At 69.7% G+C, this 22,159-nt stretch carries 20 protein-coding genes and 2 tRNA genes; 12 read left to right on the plus strand and 10 right to left on the minus strand.

Annotation, left to right across the window (positions count from 1 at the left end):
- Nucleotides 1-52: 52 nt before the first annotated feature.
- From aroF to HMF7854_RS09390, 9 genes are all read left to right on the plus strand, one after another.
- Nucleotides 53-1,069 (plus strand): 3-deoxy-7-phosphoheptulonate synthase, encoded by a 1,017-nt coding sequence (gene aroF / locus HMF7854_RS09350; protein WP_126718853.1) that lies wholly within the window; start codon nt 53-55, stop codon nt 1,067-1,069.
- On the plus strand, nt 1,066-2,589 hold the full coding sequence (locus HMF7854_RS09355; RefSeq protein WP_185829229.1) for an anthranilate synthase component 1: 1,524 nt from the start codon (nt 1,066-1,068) through the stop codon (nt 2,587-2,589). Before aroF ends, HMF7854_RS09355 begins: the two co-directional genes overlap by 4 nt.
- On the plus strand, nt 2,586-3,179 hold the full coding sequence (locus HMF7854_RS09360; protein ID WP_126718855.1) for an anthranilate synthase component II: 594 nt from the start codon (nt 2,586-2,588) through the stop codon (nt 3,177-3,179). Before HMF7854_RS09355 ends, HMF7854_RS09360 begins: the two co-directional genes overlap by 4 nt.
- A 67-nt stretch (nt 3,180-3,246) precedes the next feature.
- Nucleotides 3,247-3,558, plus strand: a complete 312-nt coding sequence (locus HMF7854_RS09365; protein WP_126718856.1) for an FtsB family cell division protein — start codon at nt 3,247-3,249, stop codon at nt 3,556-3,558.
- A gap of 83 nt (nt 3,559-3,641) precedes the next feature.
- Nucleotides 3,642-4,697, plus strand: coding sequence for a pyruvate dehydrogenase (acetyl-transferring) E1 component subunit alpha (pdhA, locus tag HMF7854_RS09370; RefSeq protein ID WP_126718857.1), 1,056 nt, complete (start codon nt 3,642-3,644; stop codon nt 4,695-4,697).
- The gene (locus HMF7854_RS09375) at nt 4,697-6,136 is read left to right on the plus strand and encodes a pyruvate dehydrogenase complex E1 component subunit beta (protein WP_126718858.1); all 1,440 of its coding nucleotides are present in this window, start codon (nt 4,697-4,699) and stop codon (nt 6,134-6,136) included. The genes pdhA and HMF7854_RS09375 overlap by 1 nt, the downstream gene beginning before the upstream one ends.
- 103 nt (nt 6,137-6,239) lie before the next feature.
- Complete coding sequence (locus tag HMF7854_RS09380; protein ID WP_126718859.1) at nt 6,240-6,803, plus strand: hypothetical protein; 564 nt, start codon at nt 6,240-6,242, stop codon at nt 6,801-6,803.
- Between the two features lie 60 nt (nt 6,804-6,863).
- Nucleotides 6,864-7,319, plus strand: a complete 456-nt coding sequence (locus HMF7854_RS09385) for an EF-hand domain-containing protein (protein ID WP_126718860.1) — start codon at nt 6,864-6,866, stop codon at nt 7,317-7,319.
- 41 nt (nt 7,320-7,360) lie between these two features.
- Nucleotides 7,361-7,789 carry a BLUF domain-containing protein gene (locus HMF7854_RS09390; protein WP_126718861.1) on the plus strand — a complete coding sequence of 143 codons (429 nt, stop codon included), beginning with the start codon at nt 7,361-7,363 and terminating at the stop codon, nt 7,787-7,789.
- Here HMF7854_RS09390 and trmFO read toward each other — a convergent pair.
- On the minus strand, nt 7,786-9,129 hold the full coding sequence (gene trmFO, locus HMF7854_RS09395; protein WP_126718862.1) for a methylenetetrahydrofolate--tRNA-(uracil(54)-C(5))-methyltransferase (FADH(2)-oxidizing) TrmFO: 1,344 nt from the start codon (nt 9,127-9,129) through the stop codon (nt 7,786-7,788). The genes HMF7854_RS09390 and trmFO overlap by 4 nt on opposite strands.
- Nucleotides 9,130-9,169: 40 nt before the next feature.
- On the opposite strand from trmFO, the gene HMF7854_RS09400 reads away from it, so the two are divergent.
- Nucleotides 9,170-9,601: a DUF488 domain-containing protein gene (locus HMF7854_RS09400; protein WP_126718863.1), complete on the plus strand. Its 432-nt coding sequence runs from the start codon at nt 9,170-9,172 to the stop codon at nt 9,599-9,601.
- On the opposite strand, the gene HMF7854_RS09405 is transcribed toward HMF7854_RS09400, so the two are convergent.
- Together HMF7854_RS09405 and gyrA are read right to left on the minus strand one after the other, a co-directional pair.
- Nucleotides 9,598-10,065, minus strand: a complete 468-nt coding sequence (locus tag HMF7854_RS09405; RefSeq protein WP_126718864.1) for a host attachment family protein — start codon at nt 10,063-10,065, stop codon at nt 9,598-9,600. The genes HMF7854_RS09400 and HMF7854_RS09405 overlap by 4 nt on opposite strands.
- 81 nt (nt 10,066-10,146) lie before the next feature.
- Nucleotides 10,147-12,942 (minus strand): DNA gyrase subunit A, encoded by a 2,796-nt coding sequence (gyrA, locus tag HMF7854_RS09410; protein WP_239016918.1) that lies wholly within the window; start codon nt 12,940-12,942, stop codon nt 10,147-10,149.
- Between the two features lie 298 nt (nt 12,943-13,240).
- Between gyrA and HMF7854_RS09415 the strand changes: the two genes are divergently transcribed.
- Together HMF7854_RS09415 and HMF7854_RS09420 are read left to right on the plus strand one after the other, a co-directional pair.
- Nucleotides 13,241-14,482, plus strand: a complete 1,242-nt coding sequence (locus tag HMF7854_RS09415; protein WP_148104700.1) for a tetratricopeptide repeat protein — start codon at nt 13,241-13,243, stop codon at nt 14,480-14,482.
- Between the two features lie 162 nt (nt 14,483-14,644).
- Nucleotides 14,645-16,237 (plus strand): histidine kinase dimerization/phospho-acceptor domain-containing protein, encoded by a 1,593-nt coding sequence (locus HMF7854_RS09420; protein ID WP_126718866.1) that lies wholly within the window; start codon nt 14,645-14,647, stop codon nt 16,235-16,237.
- Between the two features lie 15 nt (nt 16,238-16,252).
- On the opposite strand, the gene HMF7854_RS09425 is transcribed toward HMF7854_RS09420, so the two are convergent.
- The 7 genes from HMF7854_RS09425 to HMF7854_RS09455 all read right to left on the minus strand — a co-directional run bounded on the left by HMF7854_RS09425 (nt 16,253) and on the right by HMF7854_RS09455 (nt 22,105).
- Nucleotides 16,253-16,327 (minus strand) — tRNA-Ile (locus HMF7854_RS09425).
- Between the two features lie 132 nt (nt 16,328-16,459).
- Nucleotides 16,460-16,536, minus strand: a tRNA-Pro gene (locus HMF7854_RS09430).
- 40 nt (nt 16,537-16,576) lie between these two features.
- Nucleotides 16,577-16,939, minus strand: a complete 363-nt coding sequence (locus tag HMF7854_RS09435) for a hypothetical protein (RefSeq protein WP_126718867.1) — start codon at nt 16,937-16,939, stop codon at nt 16,577-16,579.
- 26 nt (nt 16,940-16,965) lie between these two features.
- Entirely contained in the window at nt 16,966-18,363 is a 1,398-nt protein-coding gene (locus HMF7854_RS09440; protein ID WP_126718868.1) for a M28 family peptidase, read from the minus strand.
- 55 nt (nt 18,364-18,418) lie between these two features.
- On the minus strand, nt 18,419-19,489 hold the full coding sequence (locus HMF7854_RS09445) for a PA0069 family radical SAM protein (protein WP_126718869.1): 1,071 nt from the start codon (nt 19,487-19,489) through the stop codon (nt 18,419-18,421).
- 43 nt (nt 19,490-19,532) lie between these two features.
- On the minus strand, nt 19,533-21,368 hold the full coding sequence (locus tag HMF7854_RS09450) for a lytic transglycosylase domain-containing protein (RefSeq protein WP_126718870.1): 1,836 nt from the start codon (nt 21,366-21,368) through the stop codon (nt 19,533-19,535).
- Nucleotides 21,365-22,105: a uracil-DNA glycosylase gene (locus HMF7854_RS09455; protein ID WP_126718871.1), complete on the minus strand. Its 741-nt coding sequence runs from the start codon at nt 22,103-22,105 to the stop codon at nt 21,365-21,367. Before HMF7854_RS09455 ends, HMF7854_RS09450 begins: the two co-directional genes overlap by 4 nt.
- Nucleotides 22,106-22,159: the final 54 nt, after the last annotated feature.

A 22,159-nucleotide genomic window follows, 5' to 3' on the forward strand; every position in this document is an offset into this window, starting at 1 on the left:
CCCTCGAGGCGGGCTTTTTTTTGCCCTTCATTCGAGACCTCCGAGACCCAGCATGATCATCGTCCTCAAGCCCGAAGCCACTCCCGAGATCGCGCAGGAACTCCTCGCCCGCATCGAGGAAAAGGGGTTGAAGCCCCTCCACATGCCGGGAGCGGAGCGCGTCGTGCTCGGCGCGCTCGGCGACGAGCGGGTCCTCTCCGAGCTTCGTCTCGAGGGGCATCCCTATGTCGAGAGCGTCAAGCCGATCCTCGCCCCGTACAAGCTGGTCAGCCGCGAGCTCCACCCGCACGACACGGTGGTACGGCTCGGCAAGGTGGCGGTCGGCGGGCGCGGCTTCACCGTCGTTGGCGGCCCCTGCGCGGTCGAAACCGAGGAGCAGATGCGGGAGACTGCCGGCGCGGTGAAGAAGGCGGGCGGCCACGCGCTGCGCGCCGGCGCCTACAAGCCGCGGACCAGCCCCTATGCCTTCCAGGGTCATGGCGAGGAGGGGCTGAAGATCCTCCGCCGCATCGGCGACGAGACCGGGCTGCCGGTCGTCACCGAGGTGATGGAGAGCGGCGATGTCGACGTCATCTGCGAACATGCCGACGCGCTGCAGATCGGCGCGCGCAACATGCAGAACTTCGCGCTGCTGAAGGCGGTCGGGCGGGCGTCCAAGCCGGTGCTTCTGAAGCGCGGGATCGCGGCCAAGCTCGACGAGCTGCTGCTCGCCGCCGAATATATCATGGCGTCGGGCAACGAGCAGGTCATGCTGTGCGAGCGCGGCATTCGCACCTTCGAGACAGCGACCCGCAACACGCTGGACCTGAACGCCATTCCCTGGATCAAGCAGCGCACGCACCTGCCGGTGCTGGTCGACCCGAGCCACGGCACCGGGATCCGCGACCTCGTCGTGCCGATGGCGCTGGCGGCGGCGGCCTGCGGCGCGGACGGGATCCTGGTCGAGGTCCACCGCGATCCGTCCGCCGCCTGGTCCGACGGCGCGCAGTCGCTCTACCCGCAGCAGTTCGAGCAGATGATGGGGCAGCTGAAGCCGATCGTCGCCGCGGTGGGTCGGCAGCTCGCGTGAAGGCCGAGCGGCAGCCCTGCGGAAGCGCGCGGGCGCTGACCCGGCGGCTCGACAGCGAGGCCGACCGGCTGGCGCTCTACGCCGCGCTGACCGGACGCGGCGCGCGGCGGGACACGATGCTGCTCGAGACGCTGGCGGGCGCCAGCCTGCTGCTCGAGCGGGCGGCGCTGCGGATCGAGTGCCGCGGGCAGCAGGTCACGGTGACCGCGGTGAGCGCCAACGGTCGGACCCTGCTGGGCAGCCTCGCCGAGCGGTTCGGCACGAGCGAGCGCGACAGCGACCGGCTGGCGATCGGGTTCGAGCGGGCCACCGGCGACGATGCCGAGGCGCGGCTGCTCGCCGCTTCGCCCTTCGATGTGCTGCGCGCGCTCTCGACCGGGCTTCGCAACGACAGTCCGGAGGAGCCCTTCACGGTGGCGCTGCTGGGGATCGTCGCGTTCGACCATGTCGAGCTGTTCGAGGAGTTGCCGGGTGCCACGGGGGATCCGAGCGGGGTGCCCGACTTCCTCTTCTGGCTGGCCGAATCGCTGGTGGTGTTCGAGCCCGGCCTCGCGCCGCGGATCGTCTGCACCGGCTTCAACGGCGAGGGCGAGGGGGCGGCGGCCGGGCGGATGGCAGAGATCGCCGCCCGGGCTGCTTCCGTCGCGCCGCTTGCCGTGCCGGCACTCGGCGCGCCGCCGCAGGGCGAGCCTGATCTCAGCGACGAGCAGTTCGGCGCGCTGGTGCTCGACATGAAGGAGCATGTGCTGGCGGGCGATGTCTACCAGGTCGTGCCCTCGCGAGGGTTCGCCACGGCCTGCGCCGACCCGCTCGCCGCCTTCGCCGCGGCGCGCTCGCTCGACCGCAGTCCCTACATGTTCTTCGTCGCCGCCGAGGGCTTCACCCTGTTCGGCACCTCGCCCGAGACCTCAGTCCGGGTCCGCCGCGCCGAGGGGGAGCTGGAGGTCGAGATCAAGCCGATCGCCGGCACTCGCCCGCGCGGCGCCGATGCGGACGAGGACGACCGGTTCGAAGCCGAGCTGCGCCTCGATACCAAGGAGATCGCCGAGCACATGATGCTGGTCGATCTCGCCCGCAACGACGTGGCGCGGGTATCGCGGGCGGGCTCGCGGCGGGTCAACAGGCTGATGACGGTCGAGCGCTACGCCCGGGTGATGCACCTCGTGTCCTCGGTCACCGGGCTGCTCCGGGGTGGCTACGACGCGCTCCATGCGCTGGTCGCAGGGCTCAACGTCGGCACGCTGTCGGGCGCACCCAAGCTTCGGGCGACGCAGCTCATCCGGGCGGCGGAAGGGCGGCGGCGCGGCGCCTATGGCGGGGCGATCGGCTGGTTGTCGGGGGAAGGGACGCTCGACACCGGCGTGATCATCCGCTCGGCGCTGGTCCGCGACGGAATGGCGGAGGTCCGCGCCGGCGCCGGCGTGGTCTACGACAGCGACCCTGCGGCCGAAGCGGACGAGACCCGCCGCAAGGCCAGCGCCATCCTTTCCGCCATCGCCGCCTCGGAGGCCGCCCGATGATCGACCAGGTCGTCATGATCGACAATCTCGACAGCTTCACCTTCAACCTGGTCGAGGCGGTCGAACGGCTCGGCGCGGAAGTGACGGTGCTGCGCAACACGGTCGCGCCGGAGGAAGCGCTGGCGCTGGCCGAGGAGCGCGGCGCGCTGATCCTCCTCTCGCCCGGACCGGGCACGCCAGAGGACAGCGGATGCTGCTCCGAGCTGATCGATCTCGCCCGCGGCAAGGTGCCACTGTTCGGAGTCTGTCTCGGTCACCAGGCGATTGTCCAGCGGGCCGGCGGCGCGGTGCAGCGGGCGCCGGCGCCGGTCCACGGCAAGGCCTCGCTGCTCGAGCATGACGGGGAGGGGCCGTTCGCCGGGCTGCCCAGCCCGCAGCGGATCGCGCGCTACCATTCGCTGTCGACCCCGGCGGTGCCGGAGAGCTTCGTGGTGCATGGAGAGATCGACGGCATGGCGATGGCGATCAGCCATCCGGAGGCGCTGCAGATGGGGGTGCAATTCCACCCAGAATCGGTGCTCACGCCTGCGGGAGGCGCGATGCTGCGCAACGTGCTCGACTGGGCCGAGCGTTGCCGCCGCGCTCGCTGAGGAAATTATTCGTTCACCACAAGCGCAACTCCTTGCGCTGAGCGGCCAATTCTGATTCTGTGTCGTCATGACCGGGGGCAAGAGCATCAGTCTGATCCGTCGCGCGGCGATACCTGCCGTGGCGCTCGTCGTTCTTGGCACCTTCGCCGGTCACGCGGTGGCGGGCCCGAACGGGCTGCTGGCGTGGGGCGGCTATCATCGTGACCTTCAGTCGCGGAAGAAGGAGCTCGCCGCGCTCGAGGCGCAGAAGGACGAGCTGCAGCATCGCTCGGCGCTGCTCGACCCCAAGAAGGCCGACCCCGACATGGCGGACGAACTGGTCCGCCGCGACCTCGGGCTGGTCCGCCCCGACGAGGTGATCGTCCCGCTCGACAAGTAGGTCGGCGCCGCCCCGGGTCGCCTTGCCGCCGCGGAACGGCAATCCTATAGGCCGACTGTCACATCTTTACAGTCGAGGTCCCCGTGGCGCGTTCCGCCAAACCCACCGCTTCTGCCGAAACGCCGCCGCTGACGCCCAACCGCGCGCGCCCGCCCGAACCGACGCGGTTCGAGGCCAGCAAGGACCAGCTGCTCGACTTCTACAAGCAGATGCTGCTCATCCGCCGCTTCGAGGAGCGCGCGGGCCAACTCTACGGCCTCGGGCTGATCGGCGGCTTCTGCCACCTCTACATCGGCCAGGAAGCGGTCGCGGTCGGGCTGCAGAGCGCGATGACGGTCGGCAAGGACAGCGTCATCACCGGCTACCGCGATCATGGCCACATGCTCGCCTACGGGATCGATCCCAACGTCATCATGGCCGAGCTGACCGGCCGCGCCGCCGGCATCTCCAAGGGCAAGGGTGGCTCGATGCACATGTTCAGCGTCGAGCATGGCTTCTACGGCGGACACGGCATCGTCGGCGCGCAGGTCAGCCTCGGCACCGGGCTCGCCTTCAAGCACCAGTACAGCGGCGACGGCGGAGTCTGCCTCAGCTACTTCGGTGACGGCGCGGCCAACCAGGGCCAGGTCTACGAGAGCTTCAACATGGCCGAGCTGTGGAAGCTGCCGGCGATCTACGCGATCGAGAACAACCAGTATGCCATGGGCACGTCTGTCGCCCGCTCCGCCTCGGAGCCGGACTTCTACAAGCGCGGCGAGAGCTTCCGCATTCCCGGCCTGCAGGTCGACGGGATGGACGTGCTGGCGGTGCGCGGCGCGGCCGAGACCGCGCTCGAGTGGGTGCGCGGCGGCAACGGCCCGATCATCCTCGAGCTGAAGACCTACCGCTATCGCGGCCACTCCATGTCGGATCCGGCCAAGTATCGCAGCCGCGAGGAAGTCCAGGGCTTCCGCGAGCACCACGACCCGATCGACCGCGCCGCCAAGGAGCTGGAGGCGCTCGGGGCGAGGGAGGACGAGCTCAAGCAGATCGACAAGGAGATCAAGGACATCGTGGTCGAAGCTGCCAAGTTCGCCGAGGAAACGCCCGAGCCTGAGGCGGCCGAGCTCCACACCGACGTGCTGGTGGAGAGCTACTGATGGCGCTCGAGCTCAAGATGCCCGCCCTGTCGCCAACGATGGAGGAAGGGACCCTGGCCAAGTGGCTGGTCAAGGAGGGCGACGCGGTCAAGTCGGGCGACATCCTGGCCGAGATCGAGACCGACAAGGCGACCATGGAGTTCGAGGCGGTCGACGAGGGGACGATCAGCAAGATCCTCGTTCCCGAGGGCACCGAGGGGGTGAAGGTCGGCGCGCCGATCGCCGAGATGAACGGCGAGGCCGGCGCTGCGCCCGCACCGGCAGCTCCGGCGCAGGCCGAGGCGCCCGTCGCGGAGGAGGCCAAGCCCGCCACCGCCGAGGCGCCGAGCATTCCGCAGTCCTCGTCCCAGCAGCCCGAGGGTACGCCGACCCCGCACCAGATGGAGACCGCCGCCCGCGCGCTGGTCGCCGACGTCCACAAGACCCACGACGATCCCGAGGTGCCCGCCGGCACCGCCGTCGCCCCGACCAGCGTCCGCGAGGCGCTGCGCGACGCGATGGCCGAGGAGATGCGCAAGGACGAGCGCGTGTTCGTGATCGGCGAGGAGGTCGCGCAGTATCAGGGTGCCTACAAGGTGACCCAGGGGCTGCTCGACGAGTTCGGCGCCAAGCGGGTGATCGACACGCCGATCACCGAATATGGCTTCGCGGGGCTCGGTACCGGCGCCGCGATGGGCGGGCTGAAGCCGATCGTCGAGTTCATGACGTTCAACTTCGCGATGCAGGCGATCGACCACATCATCAACTCGGCCGCCAAGACCAATTATATGTCGGGCGGCCAGATGCGCTGCCCGATCGTGTTCCGCGGGCCCAACGGTGCGGCCGCCCGGGTCGGCGCGCAGCACAGCCAGAACTATGGTCCCTGGTATGCCAGCGTTCCCGGACTGATCGTGATCGCGCCCTACAGTGCGGCGGACGCCAAGGGGTTGCTCAAGGCCGCGATCCGAAGCGAGGATCCGGTCGTGTTCCTCGAGAACGAGCTGCTCTACGGCGAGAAGTTCGACGTTCCGCAGCTCGACGACTATGTCCTGCCGATCGGCAAGGCGCGGGTCGTGCGCGAGGGCAAGGACGTGACCCTCGTCAGCTACTCAATCGGGGTCGGAGTCGCGCTCGCCGCGGCGGACCAGCTCAAGGGCGAGGGGATCGAGGCCGAGGTGATCGACCTCCGCACGCTTCGCCCGCTCGACAAGAGCACGCTACTCGCCAGCCTCAAGAAGACCAACCGGATGGTGGTCGTCGAGGAAGGCTGGCCGACCTGCTCGATTGCCTCGGAGATCAGCGCGATCTGCATGGAGGAAGGCTTCGACGACCTCGACGCGCCGGTCACCCGCGTGACCAACGTCGACGTGCCGCTGCCCTATGCCGCCAATCTCGAGAAGCTGGCGCTGATCAAGGACGCCGACGTGGTGAAGGCGGCGAAGGCGGTCTGCTATCGCTGAGCGGCCGCTCGACCGCGACCGCATCATTGCCCTCGAGGCGACCCCGCCGCGCATTCGCCCGGCGATAGAGGCGCTGTGGGGAATCGACCTCGCCTTCGCCGACGTGGTTGCTTCCTCCTCGCAGCCGCCGCTCGGCGCGGTCCGCCTGGCGTGGTGGCGCGAGCAGCTCGAGCAGCTCGACTCGGAGGGTCATGCGGCGCCGGCAGAGCCGCGGCTTCAGGCAAGCGAGGCCGAGCTGCTTGTCCGCGGCATCAGCGGCGCCGAGCTGAGCCGCCTCGAGGACGGCTGGCTGCCGCTGCTCGAGCCCTTTCCATGGGGCGCGGAGCAGGTCGCCGGGCTCAAGCGGCGGGGGCGAATGCTGTTCGCGCTCGCCGCCCGGCTGCTCCAGGCCGATGTCGCCGCGGCGCGACCGGCGGGCGAGTTCTGGTCGCTGGTCGACGGCGCCCGGCACGCGAGCGACGATTCGGCCCGGGCGCTCCTGCTCGGAGCTGCGCGCGAGCTGCTCACCAGCATCCCGCCCGCACCCCGCCAGCTGCGCGCGATCAGCGTGCTTTCCGCGCTGTCCGCCTATGATCTCGCCTCGGGCCACCCGCTGTTGCCCGAGCCCGGGCCGGCACGCGGCTGGGCGGCGCTCCGCCACCGGCTCACCGGCGCATTGACTCGCTAGCCCGCGCAAGAGACAAGAAGGGCGCCGGATCGACTGCTCGGGTTTTGGGGGAAACACGAGATGATGCGTCTTCTGGCGGGCGCCGCGGCCGCCTTCTTCGCGCTGACCGGCGCCTTCATTTTCTGGCAGGGACGCGCGGCGAACGCGCCGACGACCGGACCCGCGGCACCCGCCGCCACCGCCGCGCTGGCGAGCGCCAGCATGAGCGGGAGCCCGGAACTGCCGGATCTCGACCCGCCTGCCGCCGATCCCAAGGACAAGGAGGGCAGGCGCTTCGCCCGCGCCGACCGCAACGACGACGGGAAAGTCAGCATAGCCGAGCTGCTCGACCCGCGACGCAAGGCCTTCGCCAAGCTCGACCGCGACGGCAATGGCAGCCTGAGCTTTGACGAGTGGGCCGCGCGGACCGAGCAGAAGTTCGCGCAGGCGGACGGCGACCACAATGGCTGGCTGACCCCGCAGGAATATGCCGCCACGGCGCCGAAACGACCCAAGCGCAAGATCTGCTCCTGCTGACGTCTTGCGGACGCGGTCCATTGCCACCATTTTGCGCGGCGATGGACCTGCTTTCGCTTGCTTACACCAGCTGGGCCAGTCCCGGCTTCCGCCCGGACGAGCTGGACGAGATCATGCGCCAGTCGCACACCAACAACCCGCTCGACGGGATCACCGGGCTGCTGGCGTTCAACGGCGCCGCCTTCCTGCAGATCATCGAGGGCGCCGAGACGGCGGTGCTCGACTTGGAGGAGCGGTTGCAGCGCGATCCCCGCCACTGCAGCCTGGTGGTGCGTGATCGCCGGACCGTCGACAAGCGGGCCTTTCCGGGCTGGTCGATGGGACTGATGCGGATCACCAGCGGGCGGTTCGAGGGCCAGTCCGAGCTCATGAAGGCACTCGAGCGCGACACCGCGCCGCCGGTCCGCGAACTCATCCTGGCGATGATGCGCTCGATCCCGTTCGACGAGCCGATGAGCGAGGCCGGCTAGGCGGGTTCGACGACCCGCGCGACGCTTTCCCGCCAAGCCGCGAAGGCGTCGCGGGCGCGGGCGGTGTAGAGCTTTTTGCGATCCGCCTTCTTCGACTTGGGACCGGTCAGCGGCGGCATCAGCCCGAAGTTGACGTTCATCGGCTGATAGGTTTCGGCCGCCGCCCCGCCGGTGATGTGCCCGAGCAGCGCACCGAGCGCGGTTTCCGCCGGGGGCGGTGTCAGCGTCTCGCCGTGCGCCTCGGCAACGGCGAAGCGCGCGGCGATCAGGCCGATCGCGGCGCTTTCGACATAGCCTTCGCAGCCGGTGATCTGCCCGGCGAAACGGATGTTCGGCTTCGACTTTAGCCGCAGCGCGGGGTCGAGCAGCTCGGGCGAGCGGATGAAGCTGTTGCGGTGGATCCCCCCGAGCCGCGCGAACTCCGCCTTTTCAAGGCCCGGGATGGTGCGGAAGATGCGGACCTGCTCGGCATGGCGGAGCTTGGTCTGGAAGCCGACCATGTTCCACAGGGTTCCGAGCGCATTGTCCTGCCGCAGCTGGACGCAGGCATAGGGCCAGCGGCCGGTCCGCGGATTGTCGAGGCCGACCCCCTTCATCGGGCCGTAGCGGAGCGTCTCGGGACCGCGCTCGGCCATGACCTCGACCGGCATGCAGCCCTCGAAATAAGGGGTGTCCTTCTCCCATTCCTTGAACTCGGTCTTCTCGCCCTCGTTCAGCGCGGCGACGAAGGCCGCGTACTGGTCTCGGTCGAGCGGACAGTTGATATAGTCCTTGCCGCCCTTGTCCCAGCGCGCGGCCATCCAGCAGACGTCCATGTCGATGCTGTCGCGATGGACGATCGGGGCGATGGCGTCGAAGAAGGCGAGGGCGTCGGCGCCGGTCTCGGCGGCGATCGCCTGGGCCAGCGCCGAGCCGGTGAGCGGTCCGGTGGCGATGATCGTCGGATGGTCGGGGAGGGAGTCGATCCGCTCGCGAATCACGGTGATGTTCGGATTAGCCTCGATCGCTGCGGTGACCGCGGCGGCGAAGCCCTCGCGGTCGACGGCGAGCGCCGAGCCGGCGGGCACGCGGTGCTCGTCCGCCTTGGCCATCACCAGCGAATCCAAGTCCCGCATCTCGCGGTGGAGCAGCCCGACGGCATTGTTCTCCGCATCGTCCGAGCGGAAGCTGTTGGAGCAGACCATCTCGGCCAGACGGTCGCCGTCGTGCGCCGGGGTGGTGTCGCCGGCGGCATTGCCGCGCATCTCGCTGAGGCGGACCCTGAGCCCGGCCTCGGCGAGCTGCCACGCAGCCTCGGACCCGGCGAGCCCGCCGCCGATGATATGAATGTCGAAGCTCATGCGCCTCGCATTGGCGGGATCGGCCTCCTAAATCCAGTCCATGCGCATCTTCACCATCGGCTATGAGGCGACCACCATGGCGGAGTTCGTCGCCGCACTGGAGGCGGCAGGAGTCGAGCAAGTGATCGACATCCGCGCGCTGCCGCTGTCGAGGCGTCCCGGCTTCTCCAAGACTCCGCTCCGCACCGCGCTGGCCGAGCATGGAATCGACTATGTCCACCTGAGGGCGCTCGGCACGCCGGCGGCGGGGCGGGCAGCGGCACGGGCCAATCGGCACGAGGAGCTGCGGCGGATCTACGCCGGGCAGCTCGAGCTTCCGGAGGCGATCGCGCAGGGGGCGCAGATGCTGGAGCTGGCGGCGGAGAAACCGAGCGCGCTGCTCTGCTTCGAGCGACAGCCGCATGGCTGTCACCGGGCGCTCCTGCTGGAAGCGATCGCGCCCGATGCAGAGGTCGTAGACCTCTTCGCCTAGACCTCGGCGGGTGCCTTGGCCGCGGTCTCGCTCTCGATCAGCCGCTCGATGTCGGGGATCGGGCGGCCGCTCATCTCTTTGTTGATGGTGCAGATCAACCGTTTCTCGACCTCCTTGTGGAGCGCCTTGCGGAGCACGCCCAGCGCCTTGGGCGGGGCGACGATGCAGAGATGGTCGAAGTCGTTCCTGAGCGCCCGCTTGCACAACTCGTCCGCGGCGTCCTTCACCCAGCGGTCTTCCTCCTGCTGGTGGAAGTCGGTCTCCTCATAGGAGGAATGACCGGTCCCGGCCGATCCTTGGGCGCTGCCCGGCGCGTCGGTCTTGATGTCGCCGTCCTTGCGGTCCTCGCGCTCGTCGTGCGCCTCGGTGCGAAGGTCGATCTGATTCTCGTCCCCATGATTGCGAAAGAAGAGGGTCTTGCGGCCGTCGACAACCAGGACCAGCGCATTGTTGGGGATCGGCATTCTAACGTTCTCCTTGGGTATTCTCCCAAAAGCAACGCGGTGCGCGGCGGGGCCGTTCCCGCTGCGCACTGCCGGTTGCGATCAGTCGCCCGAGCTCATCCCCGGGTCGACCGGCTTGTCCAGTTCCTGCTCGCCGGTCGAGGCGCCGTCGTCGTGCGCCAGCTCGCCGGTGGACGCGGTCTCGACCTCGTCTTCCTCGCTCTCGTCGATCTTGGCGACCGAGACGACATGCTCGTTCTGGGCGACGCGGAAGATGGTGACGCCCATCGTGTTGCGACCGGCGATGCGGATGTCGCCGACGGTGGTGCGGATGAGCTTGGCCTGGTCGGTCACCAGCATGATCTGCTCGCCCGAGCGGACCGGGAAGCTCGCCACCACGCAGCCGTTGCGGGCCGAGGTGTCGATGTTGGTGATGCCCTGGCCGCCGCGCCCGGTGCGGCGATACTCGTAGGCGCTGGTGCGCTTGCCATAGCCGTTCTCGGTCACCGTCAGGATGAACTGCTCGAGCTCGGCCATCTCGGCGATCCGGTCGGCGGAGATGGTGCATTCGCCCTCGCGCTCGCCCTTCCAGGGGGCGAAACGGAGATAGGCTTCCTTCTCCTCCTGGCTGGTGCCGGCGCGATGCAGGATCGACATGGAGATGACATGGTCGTCGCCGAGCAGGCGGATGCCGCGCACACCGGTCGAGGTGCGGCTCTGGAACTCGCGCACGTCGCTGGCCATGAAGCGGATCGCCTTTCCCTTGCGGGTCGCGAGGAGGACGTCGTCCTCCTCGGTCAAGAGGCCGACGCTGATCAGCCGGTCGGTTGCGTCATCCTCCTCGCCCTCGCCGGCGGAGAAGCGCATCGCGATCTTGCCGGCGGTCGGGATGTTGCGGAACGCGTCCATGCTGTTGCGGCGGACCGTGCCATGCGCGGTCGCGAACATGATGTGGAGGTCGCTCCAGCTCTCCTCGTCCTCCGGCAGCGGGAGCACGGTGGTGATGACCTCGCCGGCCGCGAGCGGCAGCAGGTTGATCATCGGCCGGCCGCGGGCGTTGGGCCCGCCCTCGGGCAGGCGCCACACCTTCATGCGGTAGACCTTGCCGAGGTTGGAGAAGAACAGGACCGGGTTGTGGGTCGAGGTCACGAACAGGCTCGTGATCGCGTCCTCGTCCTTGGTGCTCATCCCCGAGCGGCCCTTGCCGCCGCGCTTCTGCTCGCGGAACAGGGCAAGCGGGGTGCGCTTGATGTAGCCGGTCAAGGTGACGGTGACGACCATCTCCTCGCGCTCGATCAGGTCTTCGTCGTCGATCCCGTCGGCGGCGGCGGCGAGCTCGGTGACGCGCGGCGTGGCGAACTCGCGCTCCACCTCGTCGAACTCCTCGCGCATCACCTGGTAAAGGCGGACGCGGTTGGAGAGGATCTCGAGCAGCTCGGCGATGCTCCTGGCGAGGCCCTCGAGCTCGGTGCCGATCTCGTCGCGGCCGAGTGCGGTGAGGCGGTGGAGGCGGAGGTCGAGGATCGCCTTCACCTGCGCCTCGCTGAGGCGATATGTCTCGCCCGCCGCCTGCGGCTCGATCGCCTCGACGAGGCGGATGTAGGGGCGGATCTCGTCGCCCGGCCATTCGCGGGCGAGCAGCTTCTCGCGCGCATCCGCCGGGCTCGCCGAACCGCGGATGATCCGCACCACTTCGTCGAGATTGGTGACCGCGACGACGAGGCCGAGCAGGATGTGGGCCCGGTCGCGGGCCTTGGCGAGCTCGAACTTCGCGCGGCGGGTGATCACCTCCTCGCGGAACTTGACGAAGCTCTCGATGATGTCGCGCAGCGTGAGCGTCTCGGGCCGGCCGCCGCGGATCGCCAGCATGTTGGCCGGGAACGAACCCTGCGCCGGGGTGTGCCTCCACAGCTGGTTGAGCACCACGTCGGGGGTCGCGTCGCGCTTCAGGTCGATGACGATCCGCACGCCCTCGCGGTTGGACTCGTCGCGGATGTCGCTGACGCCCTCGACGCGCTTGTCCTTGGCCGCCTCGGCGATCTTCTCGACCAGCGCGTTCTTGCCCTGCTGGTAGGGGATCTCGGTCAACACGATCGAGCGGCGGTCGCCGCGGCCTTCCTCGACCTTGTAGCGGCTGCGCAGCACGATCGAGCCGCGCCCGCTGGTATAGGCGCTGCGGATGCCGGCGGTGCCGAGGATGATGGCGCCGGTCGGGAAGTCCGGCCCCTTCACATGCTCCATCAACCCTTCGGTGGTGATCGCCGGATCGTCGATGAACGCCTTGCAGGCCGACAGCACCTCGCCGAGGTTGTGCGGCGGAATGTTGGTCGCCATGCCGACCGCGATCCCGCCTGCGCCGTTGACCAGCAGGTTGGGAAAGCGCGCCGGGAGCACCTGCGGCTCGCGCTCGCTGGCGTCATAGTTGGGCTGAAAGTTGACCGTGTCCTTGTCGAGGTCACCGAGCAGGAAGCTCGCCGCTTTGGCAAGGCGCGCCTCGGTGTAGCGCATCGCCGCGGGCGGATCGGGGTCCATCGAGCCGAAGTTGCCCTGGCCGTCGATCAGCGGGACCCGCATCGACCAGTCCTGCGTCATCCGCGCAAGCGCGTCGTAGATCGCGGTGTCGCCGTGCGGGTGATATTTACCGATGACGTCGCCGACGATGCGGGCCGACTTGCGATAGGGGCGGTTGTAGAAGAAGCCGTTCTCGTTCGCCGAGAAGAGGATGCGGCGATGAACGGGCTTCAGCCCGTCGCGAACGTCCGGCAGCGCGCGGCTGACGATGACGCTCATCGCATAGTCGAGATAGCTGGTCTTCATCTCCTCGACGATGGAGATGGGGGCAATGTCGCTCCCGCCGGGTGTGTCGGCGCGGTCGTCGGCCGGTGGAGTGGTGGCCAAGTTGTTCTACTCGCTAGGTCGATGGAAACGCGCGAATCCGGCGATTGCCGGCGCACCGACGGCCTAGCAAGAAGGCTTGCCGGATACCACCCCGTGTGCGTGCGCGTGCCCGTGCGGGCGAGAGACCGGTGAGCCGGGGCGAAACGGGGAAAAATCGCCTGGTCACGGCGAGGCCGCTGCAGCCGGACGGTTCAAACGGCGTTCACGAGCCTGACGTCAGAGGCGCTGGCAGCTTGTCGCGAACGCCTGTATGGGCCCGTCGCGACACCCGGCCCCCACCGGAGAACAGGAGAGAAGTATGTCCTTGAAGAAGCTTGGCTTCGCGACCCTGCTGGCCAGCGGCGCGCTGACCCTGGCGAGCGCGCCTGCCACGGCCCAGACCGCCCCTGCCGCGGCAGCCGCCCCGACCAAGCCCGTCCCGGTCTCGGATCAGGTGCGGCCGAGCCTCATCGCGCTGCAGACGGCGGTCAATGCCAAGAACTATGCCGCGGTGCCCGGCTTGATCGCCGCCGCCAACGCCAAGGCCAAGACTTCGAACGACCGCTATCTGATCGCGCAGATGCAGCTCAAGGCCGCGGTTGACCAGAACGATTTCAGCACCGCCGCCTCGGCTGTCGCGACGATGCGGGCGAGCGGGGCGGGGACGCCGGCGCAGCTGGACCAGTTCGACCTGGCGATCGCCCAGTCGCTCTACAACGCCAAGAATTATGCGGCCGCCGCGCCCGTGCTGGAGCGGCTGACCCAGTCGAACCCCAACAACACCGACGTCTACCTGGTGCTGGCCGAGACCCGCAACGCGCAGGGCCAGCCGGCGCAGGCGATCGCGACGCTGCAGCGCGCGATGGCGGTCCGCACCGCCGCCGGGCAGCCGGTTCCGCAGGAGTGGTACAAGCGCGGGATCGCCTTCGCCTACAACGGCAAGCTGCCGACCGCCAGCGCGCTCGCCTACGACTGGGTCAAGGCCTATCCGAGCACCGACAGCTGGCGGGACTCGCTGCGCATCTTCGAGCAGCTCTCGCCCGCGAGTGCATCCGACAAGCTGGACCTCTATCGCCTCCGCCGCGCCGCCGGGGTGCTCGACAGCGAGAATGAATATGCCGGCTATGCCCAGCTCGCGACCGATCGCGGGCTCCCGGGCGAGACCGTCGCGGTGATCAACGACGGTTATGCCAAAGGCAAGATCAACCGCGGCAACGCCGCCATCCGCTCGCTGCTGACCTCGGCGCAGGGGCGGGTGACCACCGACAAGGCTTCGCTGCCCGGGCTCGAAACCCGCGCCGCTGCGGCGGCATCGGGCCGTCCGCTGCTAAACACCGCCGACGCCTATTTCGGGTATGGCGATTACGGCAAGGCGGCGACGCTGTACCGGCGGGCGCTGACCAAGCCGGATGTCGACAAGAACGTCGCCAACCTGCGGCTTGGGATCGCGCTGGCGCAGAGCGGCGACAAGGCCGGCGCGCAGGCCGCCTTCGCGGCGGTTACGGGGCCGACTGCGGATCTCGCCAAATACTGGCAGCTGTGGGCGAACCGCGCCGCCTGATCGCGGGGCTGCTTCAAGGCAATGGGGGCGTCGGCGCAAGTCGGCGCCCTTTTTGTTAATTCTGTCCCCGTTTGGGATGGTTAACGGTTAGTTACTGTGCCAGTCGCGGCCATCGCTACATAGGCGAGTTTGGACAGGGGGTTCTCACGAAAGGGTCCGTTGTTGCGTTTCGACGACCGACTATCAACGGTGCTCAGCACGGCCGCCTTCGATGCGCGCGCCCGGGCGGTGCAATGGCGCCAGCTCGTTGAGCTGATCGCGCGCAGCCGCGGAGAGGCGGACCCCGCGCTGATGGCCGCGGCGATGACCCGCATCGACCAGTTCCGCGACGAGGTGCCGGAGCCACTGCGGGCCGCGGCGGCGCGTGCCGTGGCCGGCCCCGAGCTGCCGGCCGAGCTCGTCGCCGCCTTCGCCGCCGACCGGCCCCTGGTCTCGGCGCCGGTGCTGATGGCGGCCGAGCTCGACGCGGCCGGCTGGTCGCTCGTCGCCGGGCAGATTTCGGCGGAAAGCCGCGCCCTGGTTGAGGCCGCGCGGCCCGGGCTGCTGAGCCTGCCCTTCATGCGCGAGGAGCCTGGCCCTAACGAGCGGCCGGCGCTTCTCACCCCGACGACCGGCGAACCTGGTGAAAAGCCTTCGATCAGCGAGATCATCGACCGGATCGAGCGCGTCCGTCAGGACCGCGCGGCGGAGGTTGGACCACCGCCGCCGACCTATTCGACGCTCGAGCTGACGGAAGAGCTTGCCGAGCCCGCGTCGCCCGCACCGGCTCCGGTCGAGGTGCCGAATGCGCCCGCGCTGTTCCGCTGGGAGACCGGCACTTCGCTGGCGATCGACTGGGTCGATTGCGAGCCGCGCGGCGCGCTGATCGGGCAGCTGCTGGCGCAGCCCGGCGACACTGGCGAGGCAGCGCGGGCACTGGCCGCCCGGCTGCCGTTCCGAGACGTCGAGCTGCAGCTGAGCGAAGTGCCCGCGCTGGGCGGGCGGTGGCGGGTGAGCGGCGTTCCCGCCTTCGAGCCGGGGACCGGCCGCTTCGCCGGCTACCGCGGCATCGCCCGGCGCGAGGGCTCGGTGCTGCCGCCGGCCGCGACCGCGCTCCGCACCCCGCCCGCACTGCCGCGCGACAGCGACAGCCTCCGCGAGCTGGTTCACGAGATCCGCACGCCGCTGAATGCGATCATTGGCTTCGCCGAGATCATCGACGGCCAATATCTCGGGCCGGCCCACCGCGGTTATCGCGAGCGGGCGTCCGAAATCGTCCGCCAGGCCCGTCGCCTGCTCGACGCGGTCGACGACCTTGACCTCGCCGCCAAGCTCCAGTCGGGGCGGGCGACGCAGGAACATGCGCGCTGGTCGGCGATCGAGCCCGAGTTGCGCCGCATCGCGCAGCAAGACCCGGCGCTGGTGATCGGCGCACCGTCCGCCGACCCGCTGCTCGGCCTCGATGGCGAGCTGGCGCGGCGGCTGGTCGGCCGCTTCGCCGAGGCGGTTCTGGCGACAGCCACGCCGGGCGAGCAGATCGCGGTGTCGGCCAACCCGGAAGCGGGCCGGTTCCTCGTCGTCCTGACCCGGCCGCGGCAGACGTTGTTCGCGGGGGAAACCGAGCTGCTCGACCCGAGCTTTGCCATCGTCTCGGACCAGGACGGGTCGCTCGGCTTCGGCTTCTCGCTCCGCCTGCTCCGCGGCCTCGCCGGGCTCGCCGGCGGCGCGCTGGCGATCGAGCCGCAGCGCTTCGTGCTCAGCCTGCCGCTCGCCTAGCCGCATCGGCGAGGGTGGTGGGCCCGGAGGGATTCGAACCCCCAACCTGGCCGTTATGAGCGGCTGGCTCTACCATTGAGCTACAGGCCCCGGCAGCCCGGTTAGCGGTGGCGGGGCGGGTCCGCAATGCGGCTGCGGGAAGAAGGGTCAGCGGCGCCGCGCCACGCGCTGGGTTCGATCCGCCACGAACGCCCACCCGGACGTTCACAACAGGCGGATCGATGGTCGGGGAGACAGGATTCGAACCTGCGACCCTCTGCTCCCAAAGCAGATGCGCTACCAGACTGCGCTACTCCCCGAGGCTGGTGCGCCTAGCAGGGGAGCAGCGCGTCCGCCAGCCTACTGCTTGTTGGTGGTGGTGGTCGTCGTGGTCGTGGTGCTGTGACGCGTGTCGCTGTCGCGATCATTGGTGTGGACGTCGACGCTCACGTTCTTGGTCCGGTCGGCGGCATTGCTGATCGAATCGCCCGCCTTGTCGGCCGCGTTGGAAATGGCGTTGCCGGCATCCTTGAGGGCCGGGCCGGCGCGGTTGGCGGCCTCGTTGGCGGCGTTGGTCGCCGCGTCGCCGAGCTTGTCCGCCTCGTTCGCCGCCTTGTCCTGGTTGAAGGAGACGGTGGTGGTGCCGTTGCCCTCGTCCTTTTCGACGCTGCAGGCCGACAGGGTGCCGGCGAGGACGACGGTAGCAATGATGAGCTTGCGCATGGCTTGTTCCTCCTGGTTTTCCGCGCTCAACGCCGCCGACGGGCAGTTGGTGCCTCGATCGGTCCGGCGAGCACCGCCAGCATCGCCGTCCAGGCCGCGACATTCTGCCGCAGCTGCTCCGGATCGATCTTGTCCAGCGTGTCGTCGGGCGTGTGATGGATGTCGAAGTAGCGGGTGCCGTCCTGGCTCAGTCCGACCCCGGGCTGGCCGGCATCGATCATCCCGCCGATGTCCGAGCCTTCCGCCTCGTCGAGCTTGCCGGGAACGATCCCGAGCGGCGCGAGCGCCTCCTGCAGCAGCTGGGCTTCCGCCTTGCGCGCCGGGCCGAGCTTGCTGTTGAGCTTCCAAATGCGATCGGCGCCGAAGTCGCTCTCGGCCATGACGTAGTGCGGCTCGGTGCCATGCGCCTTCTGGTAGGCGGTGCCGCCAAACAGGCCGGGCTCCTCCGCGCCGAACCAGACGATCCGGATCGTCCGCAGCGGCCGCCCGGCATCCATGATCCGCTTGGCCGAGGCCGCCGCGATCGCCACGCCGGAGGCGTCGTCGATCGCCCCGGTGCCGAGATCCCAACTGTCGAGATGGCCGCCGACCAGCACCGGCGGAAGCCGGGGATCGCGCCCAGGCACCTCGGCGATGACATTGCCCGACTGGTCCTGCAGCTGCTGCGAGACGAGGGTCAGGTGCATCGTCACCGGCTTGCCGCGGGCCAGCACCCGCTTCAACTGCTCGGCGTCGGGAACGGTCAGCGCGCCGGCCGGGATCGGGCGGACCCCGGCGACGAAGCTCTGGGTGCCGACGTGCGGGTTGCGGTGGTGGTCGGTGCCGATCGAGCGGATGACGATCGCGATGGCGCCCTTGGCTGAGGCGACGCTCGGCCCCTGGCGCCGCGGGCCGCCGAAATAGCCGTAGCCCGAGCCGTCCTGGTTGGCGGGCATGTCGTGCCGGACGAACACGATCTTGCCCCGCACCGCGCTGGCCGGGGCCTGCTCGAGCTCGGACAGCGAATTGAAGCCGACCACCTCGCCGGTGATCCCGTCGGGCTCGGTCGAGCCGCTGTTGCCGAGCGCGGCGACGACCAGCCGCTGGGGGTAAGGAGCGAGGATCTCGGCGCTTTCCTGGCCGCGGACCCAGACGGGCATGGAAAAGGGCTCGACCCGGATGTTGGCGAAGCCCATCGCGCGGAGCTTGGCGACCGCCCAGTCGCGGGCGCGGGCTTCCGCCGCCGTTCCGGCCTGGCGCTGGCCGATCTCGGTCGTCAGACCCTCGGTGATGTCCCAGGCATAATGGTCCTGCAGCGCCGCGTCGCGTAGCGCGGCGACCTGCGGCGGCACCACCGGCGGGGTCGGCGGCAGGGTCGGAGCGGGCTGGGCGGCAAGCGGCGCGGCGATTGCGGCGGCGAGCAGGAGGGCAAGGCTGATACGCATGGGGCAGGGGGCGTAAAGACCGGTCCGCGCGCTGTCATCTCCCGTTCGTCGATTTTCACAGCAGCCGCATCTGGGCTCCGTCGGGCGGGCTGAACAGGTCGCGGCGGAGCACCGGCTTCTCCGCCCGGAGCCGGTAGCGCGCCGCCGCCTTCTCGAACCGGGTCTTCAGCAGGTCGGCCCAGGGGCCCTGGCCGCGCATCCGGCTGAAGAAGCCCGGATCATTGTCGCGCCCGCCACGCATCTGCTGGATGACGCTCATCACCTTGCCGGCGCGGTCGGGGTAATGTTCGTCGAGCCAGGCGCGGAACAGCGGCGCGACCTCGTGCGGGAGGCGGACCGGCAGATAGAAGCCGCCGCGCACATTGGCCTCCACCCCGGCGGCGACAATCGCCTCCAGCTCATGGTCGGTGATCTGCGGAATGACCGGCGCGATCGCGATCAGGGTCGGCACGCCGGCCTCGCCGAGGATCTTCAGCGCCTCCAGCCGCTTGCGCGCGGCGGGCGCGCGCGGCTCAAGCGTGCGCGACACGGCGGGGTCGAGCGAAGTGACCGAGATCGCGACCGCCGCGAGCCCCTGATGGGCGGCCGGGGCGATGAGGTCGAGGTCGCGCAGCACGCGGCTGCTCTTGGTCGTGATGGTGAACGGGTGCCTGGTCTCGACCAGCACTTCGAGGATCGAGCGGGTGATCGACCAGCGTTCCTCGATCGGCTGATAGGGATCGGTATTGGTCCCGAGCGCGATCGGCGCGACGTCGTAGCCCGGGCGCGAGAGGGTCGAGTGGAGCAGCTTTGCGGCGTCAGGCTTGGCGAACAGCCGGCTTTCGAAGTCCAGCCCGGGCGAGAGGTCGTGATAGGCGTGCGTCGGCCGTGCGAAGCAGTAGATGCAGCCATGCTCGCAGCCCCGGTAGGGGTTCACCGAGCGGTCGAAGCCGATGTCGGGCGAGGCGTTGCGGGTGAGAATCGAGCGCGGCTTCTCGATCGTCACCGTGGTCCGCCGCGGCGCCACCCCGTCGAGGGCCTCGACGCTGTCGAGCCAGTCGCCCTCGATCAGCTTCTGCTGGAGGTTGAAGCGGGTCGGCCCGCCATTGCGCGTGGCTCCCCGTCCCGATCTCGACTCGACGGCCATCGAGCAAAGCTAGAACAAACAGGGAACATTCTCAACCGGATCTTCACCGATGGTTGGGGAAGTCCGGCCACTTGTGTTCGGCGACGGCGGTCAGGCTCGGGGTCGGCGATCCCTCGAGACCCTGGTAGACCCACATGTTCCGCATCACCGCGGGAACATAGTAGCGGGTCTCCCAGTAGGGCACGCTCTCCATCCACAGCAGCGGGTCGCCCTTGTCGTTGACCGCCCAGCGCGCCACCGGGAGCGGCCCGGCATTGTAGCTGGCGATGACCTTGGGCAGCTGCCCGCCGGTCGCCGAGTGGGTCCGCATATATTCGATCCAGCTCTGCCCGAACTCGATGTTGGTGGCGGGATCGTAGAGATTGCCGACGCTCCCGCCGCGCCGCCGGGCGAGCAGCGCCGCGGTGCTCGGCAGCACCTGCATCAGGCCGACCGCGTTGGCCGGGCTCACCGCGTCGTAGCGGAAGTTGGTCTCCTGCCGGGCGTGGGCGAAGGCGAGCGCCGGATCGATCCGCCAGCCGCCGGCGGGCGACCAGTTCGGCACCGGGAAGCGGTCGGCGGGCGAGACCTGCGCGCCCGGGATGCCGAAATGGGCAAGCCAGAACTGCGCACCGGGGAGGTTGAGCCGCTTGGCGACGGCGATCAGCGCCGGCTGGTCGGCCGGGCTGCCGATCATCGCCTGGTGGCGGAGATGGGCCTCGGCCAGCGAATATTCGCCCATGCCCGCGAGCAGCACGGCGCGCTGAACGTTGGGCAGGTTGTCGACCCGGGCGTTCGACTGGCTAGTCGAGGGCGAGAGATTCGTCGCCATGCCGAGCGTGCGCCGGGCGACGAGGCCGTAAAAGCTCTCGCTGCTCGCTGCCGCGCTCTTCAGCAGTCCTTCGACCGCCTGCGGCCGGCGGCACGCCATCTCGCTGCGGGACGCCCAGTAGCTGCCCGCCGCCGCCATCTCGCGGTCGGTCGAGAGCCTGGCGACGTCGCGGAAGGCGAGGCTCGCGCTGTTGCAGTCGTTCTGACGCCATGACGCCAGTCCGGACACCCAGGCCGCCTGCACGCCCCACTCGCCGGTCGCCCCGTAGCGCCCGGCGTCGGCGACGCGCTTGGCCTGCGCATCCTGACCGATGACATAGTAGATCCAGGCGATCCGCTGCGACGCCTCGGCCCGAGCCTCGTAGCTGAGCGTCGGCATCGCCGCGTTGTAGGCCTGCTCGGCGTTGTAATAGTCGTCAACCTTGACCAGCGGGTCGAGCAGCAGCCGGAGCGCGTCGGCAGCAGGCTCGCCGATCACGCCCTTGGCGCGGGTCCGCTTGGGCGCGGAGCCGAGCAGCACCGGGCGATACTCGGCCTGGATCGGCGGCAGGTCGTCGGCGCCCCGAAGCTGCGCGAGCTTTGCCACCTGCGCTGCCTGCGGCATCTCCGGACCTTGCAGCAGCAGGTCCATCAGCGGCCCGAGCTCCGTCCGCGGCGAGTTCTTGGCGAGCGCGAGTTCCGCCCTGGCGGTCAGGGTGAGCGGGGAGGGTGGAAGCGCGGCGATGCCCGCCTGTGCGCTCGCCCAGTCGCCCTGGCGGAGCGCGACGAACACGCCCTTCCAGTCCTTCGGCACGACCACCACCCGAACAGGGGGCGGCGGCGGCACCGGCGCCACCACCTGCGGCGGGGCCGACGACAGCTGCGCGTCGATGCCGGCGGGCGCGTCGGCGGGCGGGGTGGACTCCGCCGGCGGCAGCGCCGCGGGCTTGCGGACGACGGGCACGGCGCGGAGTGGCTTGTGGAGGATCGGCGGAGTCGTCGGCGCGGCTTTCGCGGCCGGGGGCGTCTCCGGCAGCGGCGCCAGCGGATCCGACTGGAGGACGGTGGCGGCGAGCAACAGGCTGATCAAGTCGGTTCACCCATGAGCAGAAGGAGGTCGGCCCAGGCCCGCGCCTTGTCCGCCGGCCGCTTGAGCAGCCATCGCGGGTGGAAGGTAACAACGGCCTGAACGCCCTTGATTCGGTGGATCTTGCCCCGCGCCTGCGCTACCGGGGCGCCGGTCAGGGCCCGCGCCGGCCCGTCGCCGAACAGGATCAGCCGCTTCGGGCCGACCAGTTCGACCTGGTGGAGGATGAGGTCGCGGCAGCGCGCGGCGGCGCCGGTGTCGAGCTTGCGCCCGACCAGCGGATAGCAGGAGAGGGCGGCGACATAGGCGTCCTCGGCACTGACTCCGATCGCCTTCAGCATGCGGGTCATCAGCGCGAAGCTGTCGCCGGTCACCGGCCGACTCTCGTCGCCGTCGTCGGGGGCGTCGGCGACGATCATGATCTCCGCCTGCGCGGGCCCGTGCGGAAGCGCACGCCGTGCTCCCGGGCTGGCGAGCGGCAGGTCCTCGGTTGCGCCGATCCAGGCGTGGAATGCCTCGAGTGTTGGCGGGAGCGGGTCGGTCGCGGCGGGCGGGGGCGGGCTGGCTAGGGCCGGCCGCGCCGGAGTGGGTTGCTCGACGTTGGTCGCCGGCACGCGCGCCGGCGCCTTCAACCACTGCCGCGGCGCCTCGTCGACCAGACAGTCGACGCCCGCCTCCAGCCACCAGCCCAGCAGGCTGGCCGCCTCGTCGCGCGACAGCGTCAATCCTTCCCCACCCATGCCCCGGAATCTCTCTCACCATTGACGGCTGGGTCAAGTCGTTGAATGGCCGCA

The sequence above is a fragment of the Sphingomonas ginkgonis genome, assembly GCF_003970925.1.
Classification (GTDB): Bacteria; Pseudomonadota; Alphaproteobacteria; order Sphingomonadales; family Sphingomonadaceae; genus Sphingomicrobium; species Sphingomicrobium ginkgonis.

What these genes read in the sequence shown, in the direction of transcription:
- HMF7854_RS09435 (WP_126718867.1), bottom strand. Translation starts at nt 16,939, where the DNA reads ATGCGCAAGCTCATCATTGCTACCGTCGTCCTCGCCGGCACCCTGTCG.
- HMF7854_RS09390 (WP_126718861.1), top strand. Translation starts at nt 7,361, where the DNA reads ATGGACCTGCTTTCGCTTGCTTACACCAGCTGGGCCAGTCCCGGCTTC.
- HMF7854_RS09440 (WP_126718868.1), bottom strand. Translation starts at nt 18,363, where the DNA reads ATGCGTATCAGCCTTGCCCTCCTGCTCGCCGCCGCAATCGCCGCGCCG.
- HMF7854_RS09400 (WP_126718863.1), top strand. Translation starts at nt 9,170, where the DNA reads ATGCGCATCTTCACCATCGGCTATGAGGCGACCACCATGGCGGAGTTC.
- HMF7854_RS09405 (WP_126718864.1), bottom strand. Translation starts at nt 10,065, where the DNA reads ATGCCGATCCCCAACAATGCGCTGGTCCTGGTTGTCGACGGCCGCAAG.
- HMF7854_RS09360 (WP_126718855.1), top strand. Translation starts at nt 2,586, where the DNA reads ATGATCGACCAGGTCGTCATGATCGACAATCTCGACAGCTTCACCTTC.
- HMF7854_RS09455 (WP_126718871.1), bottom strand. Translation starts at nt 22,105, where the DNA reads ATGGGTGGGGAAGGATTGACGCTGTCGCGCGACGAGGCGGCCAGCCTG.
- HMF7854_RS09415 (WP_148104700.1), top strand. Translation starts at nt 13,241, where the DNA reads ATGTCCTTGAAGAAGCTTGGCTTCGCGACCCTGCTGGCCAGCGGCGCG.
- HMF7854_RS09375 (WP_126718858.1), top strand. Translation starts at nt 4,697, where the DNA reads ATGGCGCTCGAGCTCAAGATGCCCGCCCTGTCGCCAACGATGGAGGAA.
- aroF (WP_126718853.1), top strand. Translation starts at nt 53, where the DNA reads ATGATCATCGTCCTCAAGCCCGAAGCCACTCCCGAGATCGCGCAGGAA.
- trmFO (WP_126718862.1), bottom strand. Translation starts at nt 9,129, where the DNA reads ATGAGCTTCGACATTCATATCATCGGCGGCGGGCTCGCCGGGTCCGAG.
- HMF7854_RS09445 (WP_126718869.1), bottom strand. Translation starts at nt 19,489, where the DNA reads ATGGCCGTCGAGTCGAGATCGGGACGGGGAGCCACGCGCAATGGCGGG.
- HMF7854_RS09365 (WP_126718856.1), top strand. Translation starts at nt 3,247, where the DNA reads ATGACCGGGGGCAAGAGCATCAGTCTGATCCGTCGCGCGGCGATACCT.
- HMF7854_RS09385 (WP_126718860.1), top strand. Translation starts at nt 6,864, where the DNA reads ATGATGCGTCTTCTGGCGGGCGCCGCGGCCGCCTTCTTCGCGCTGACC.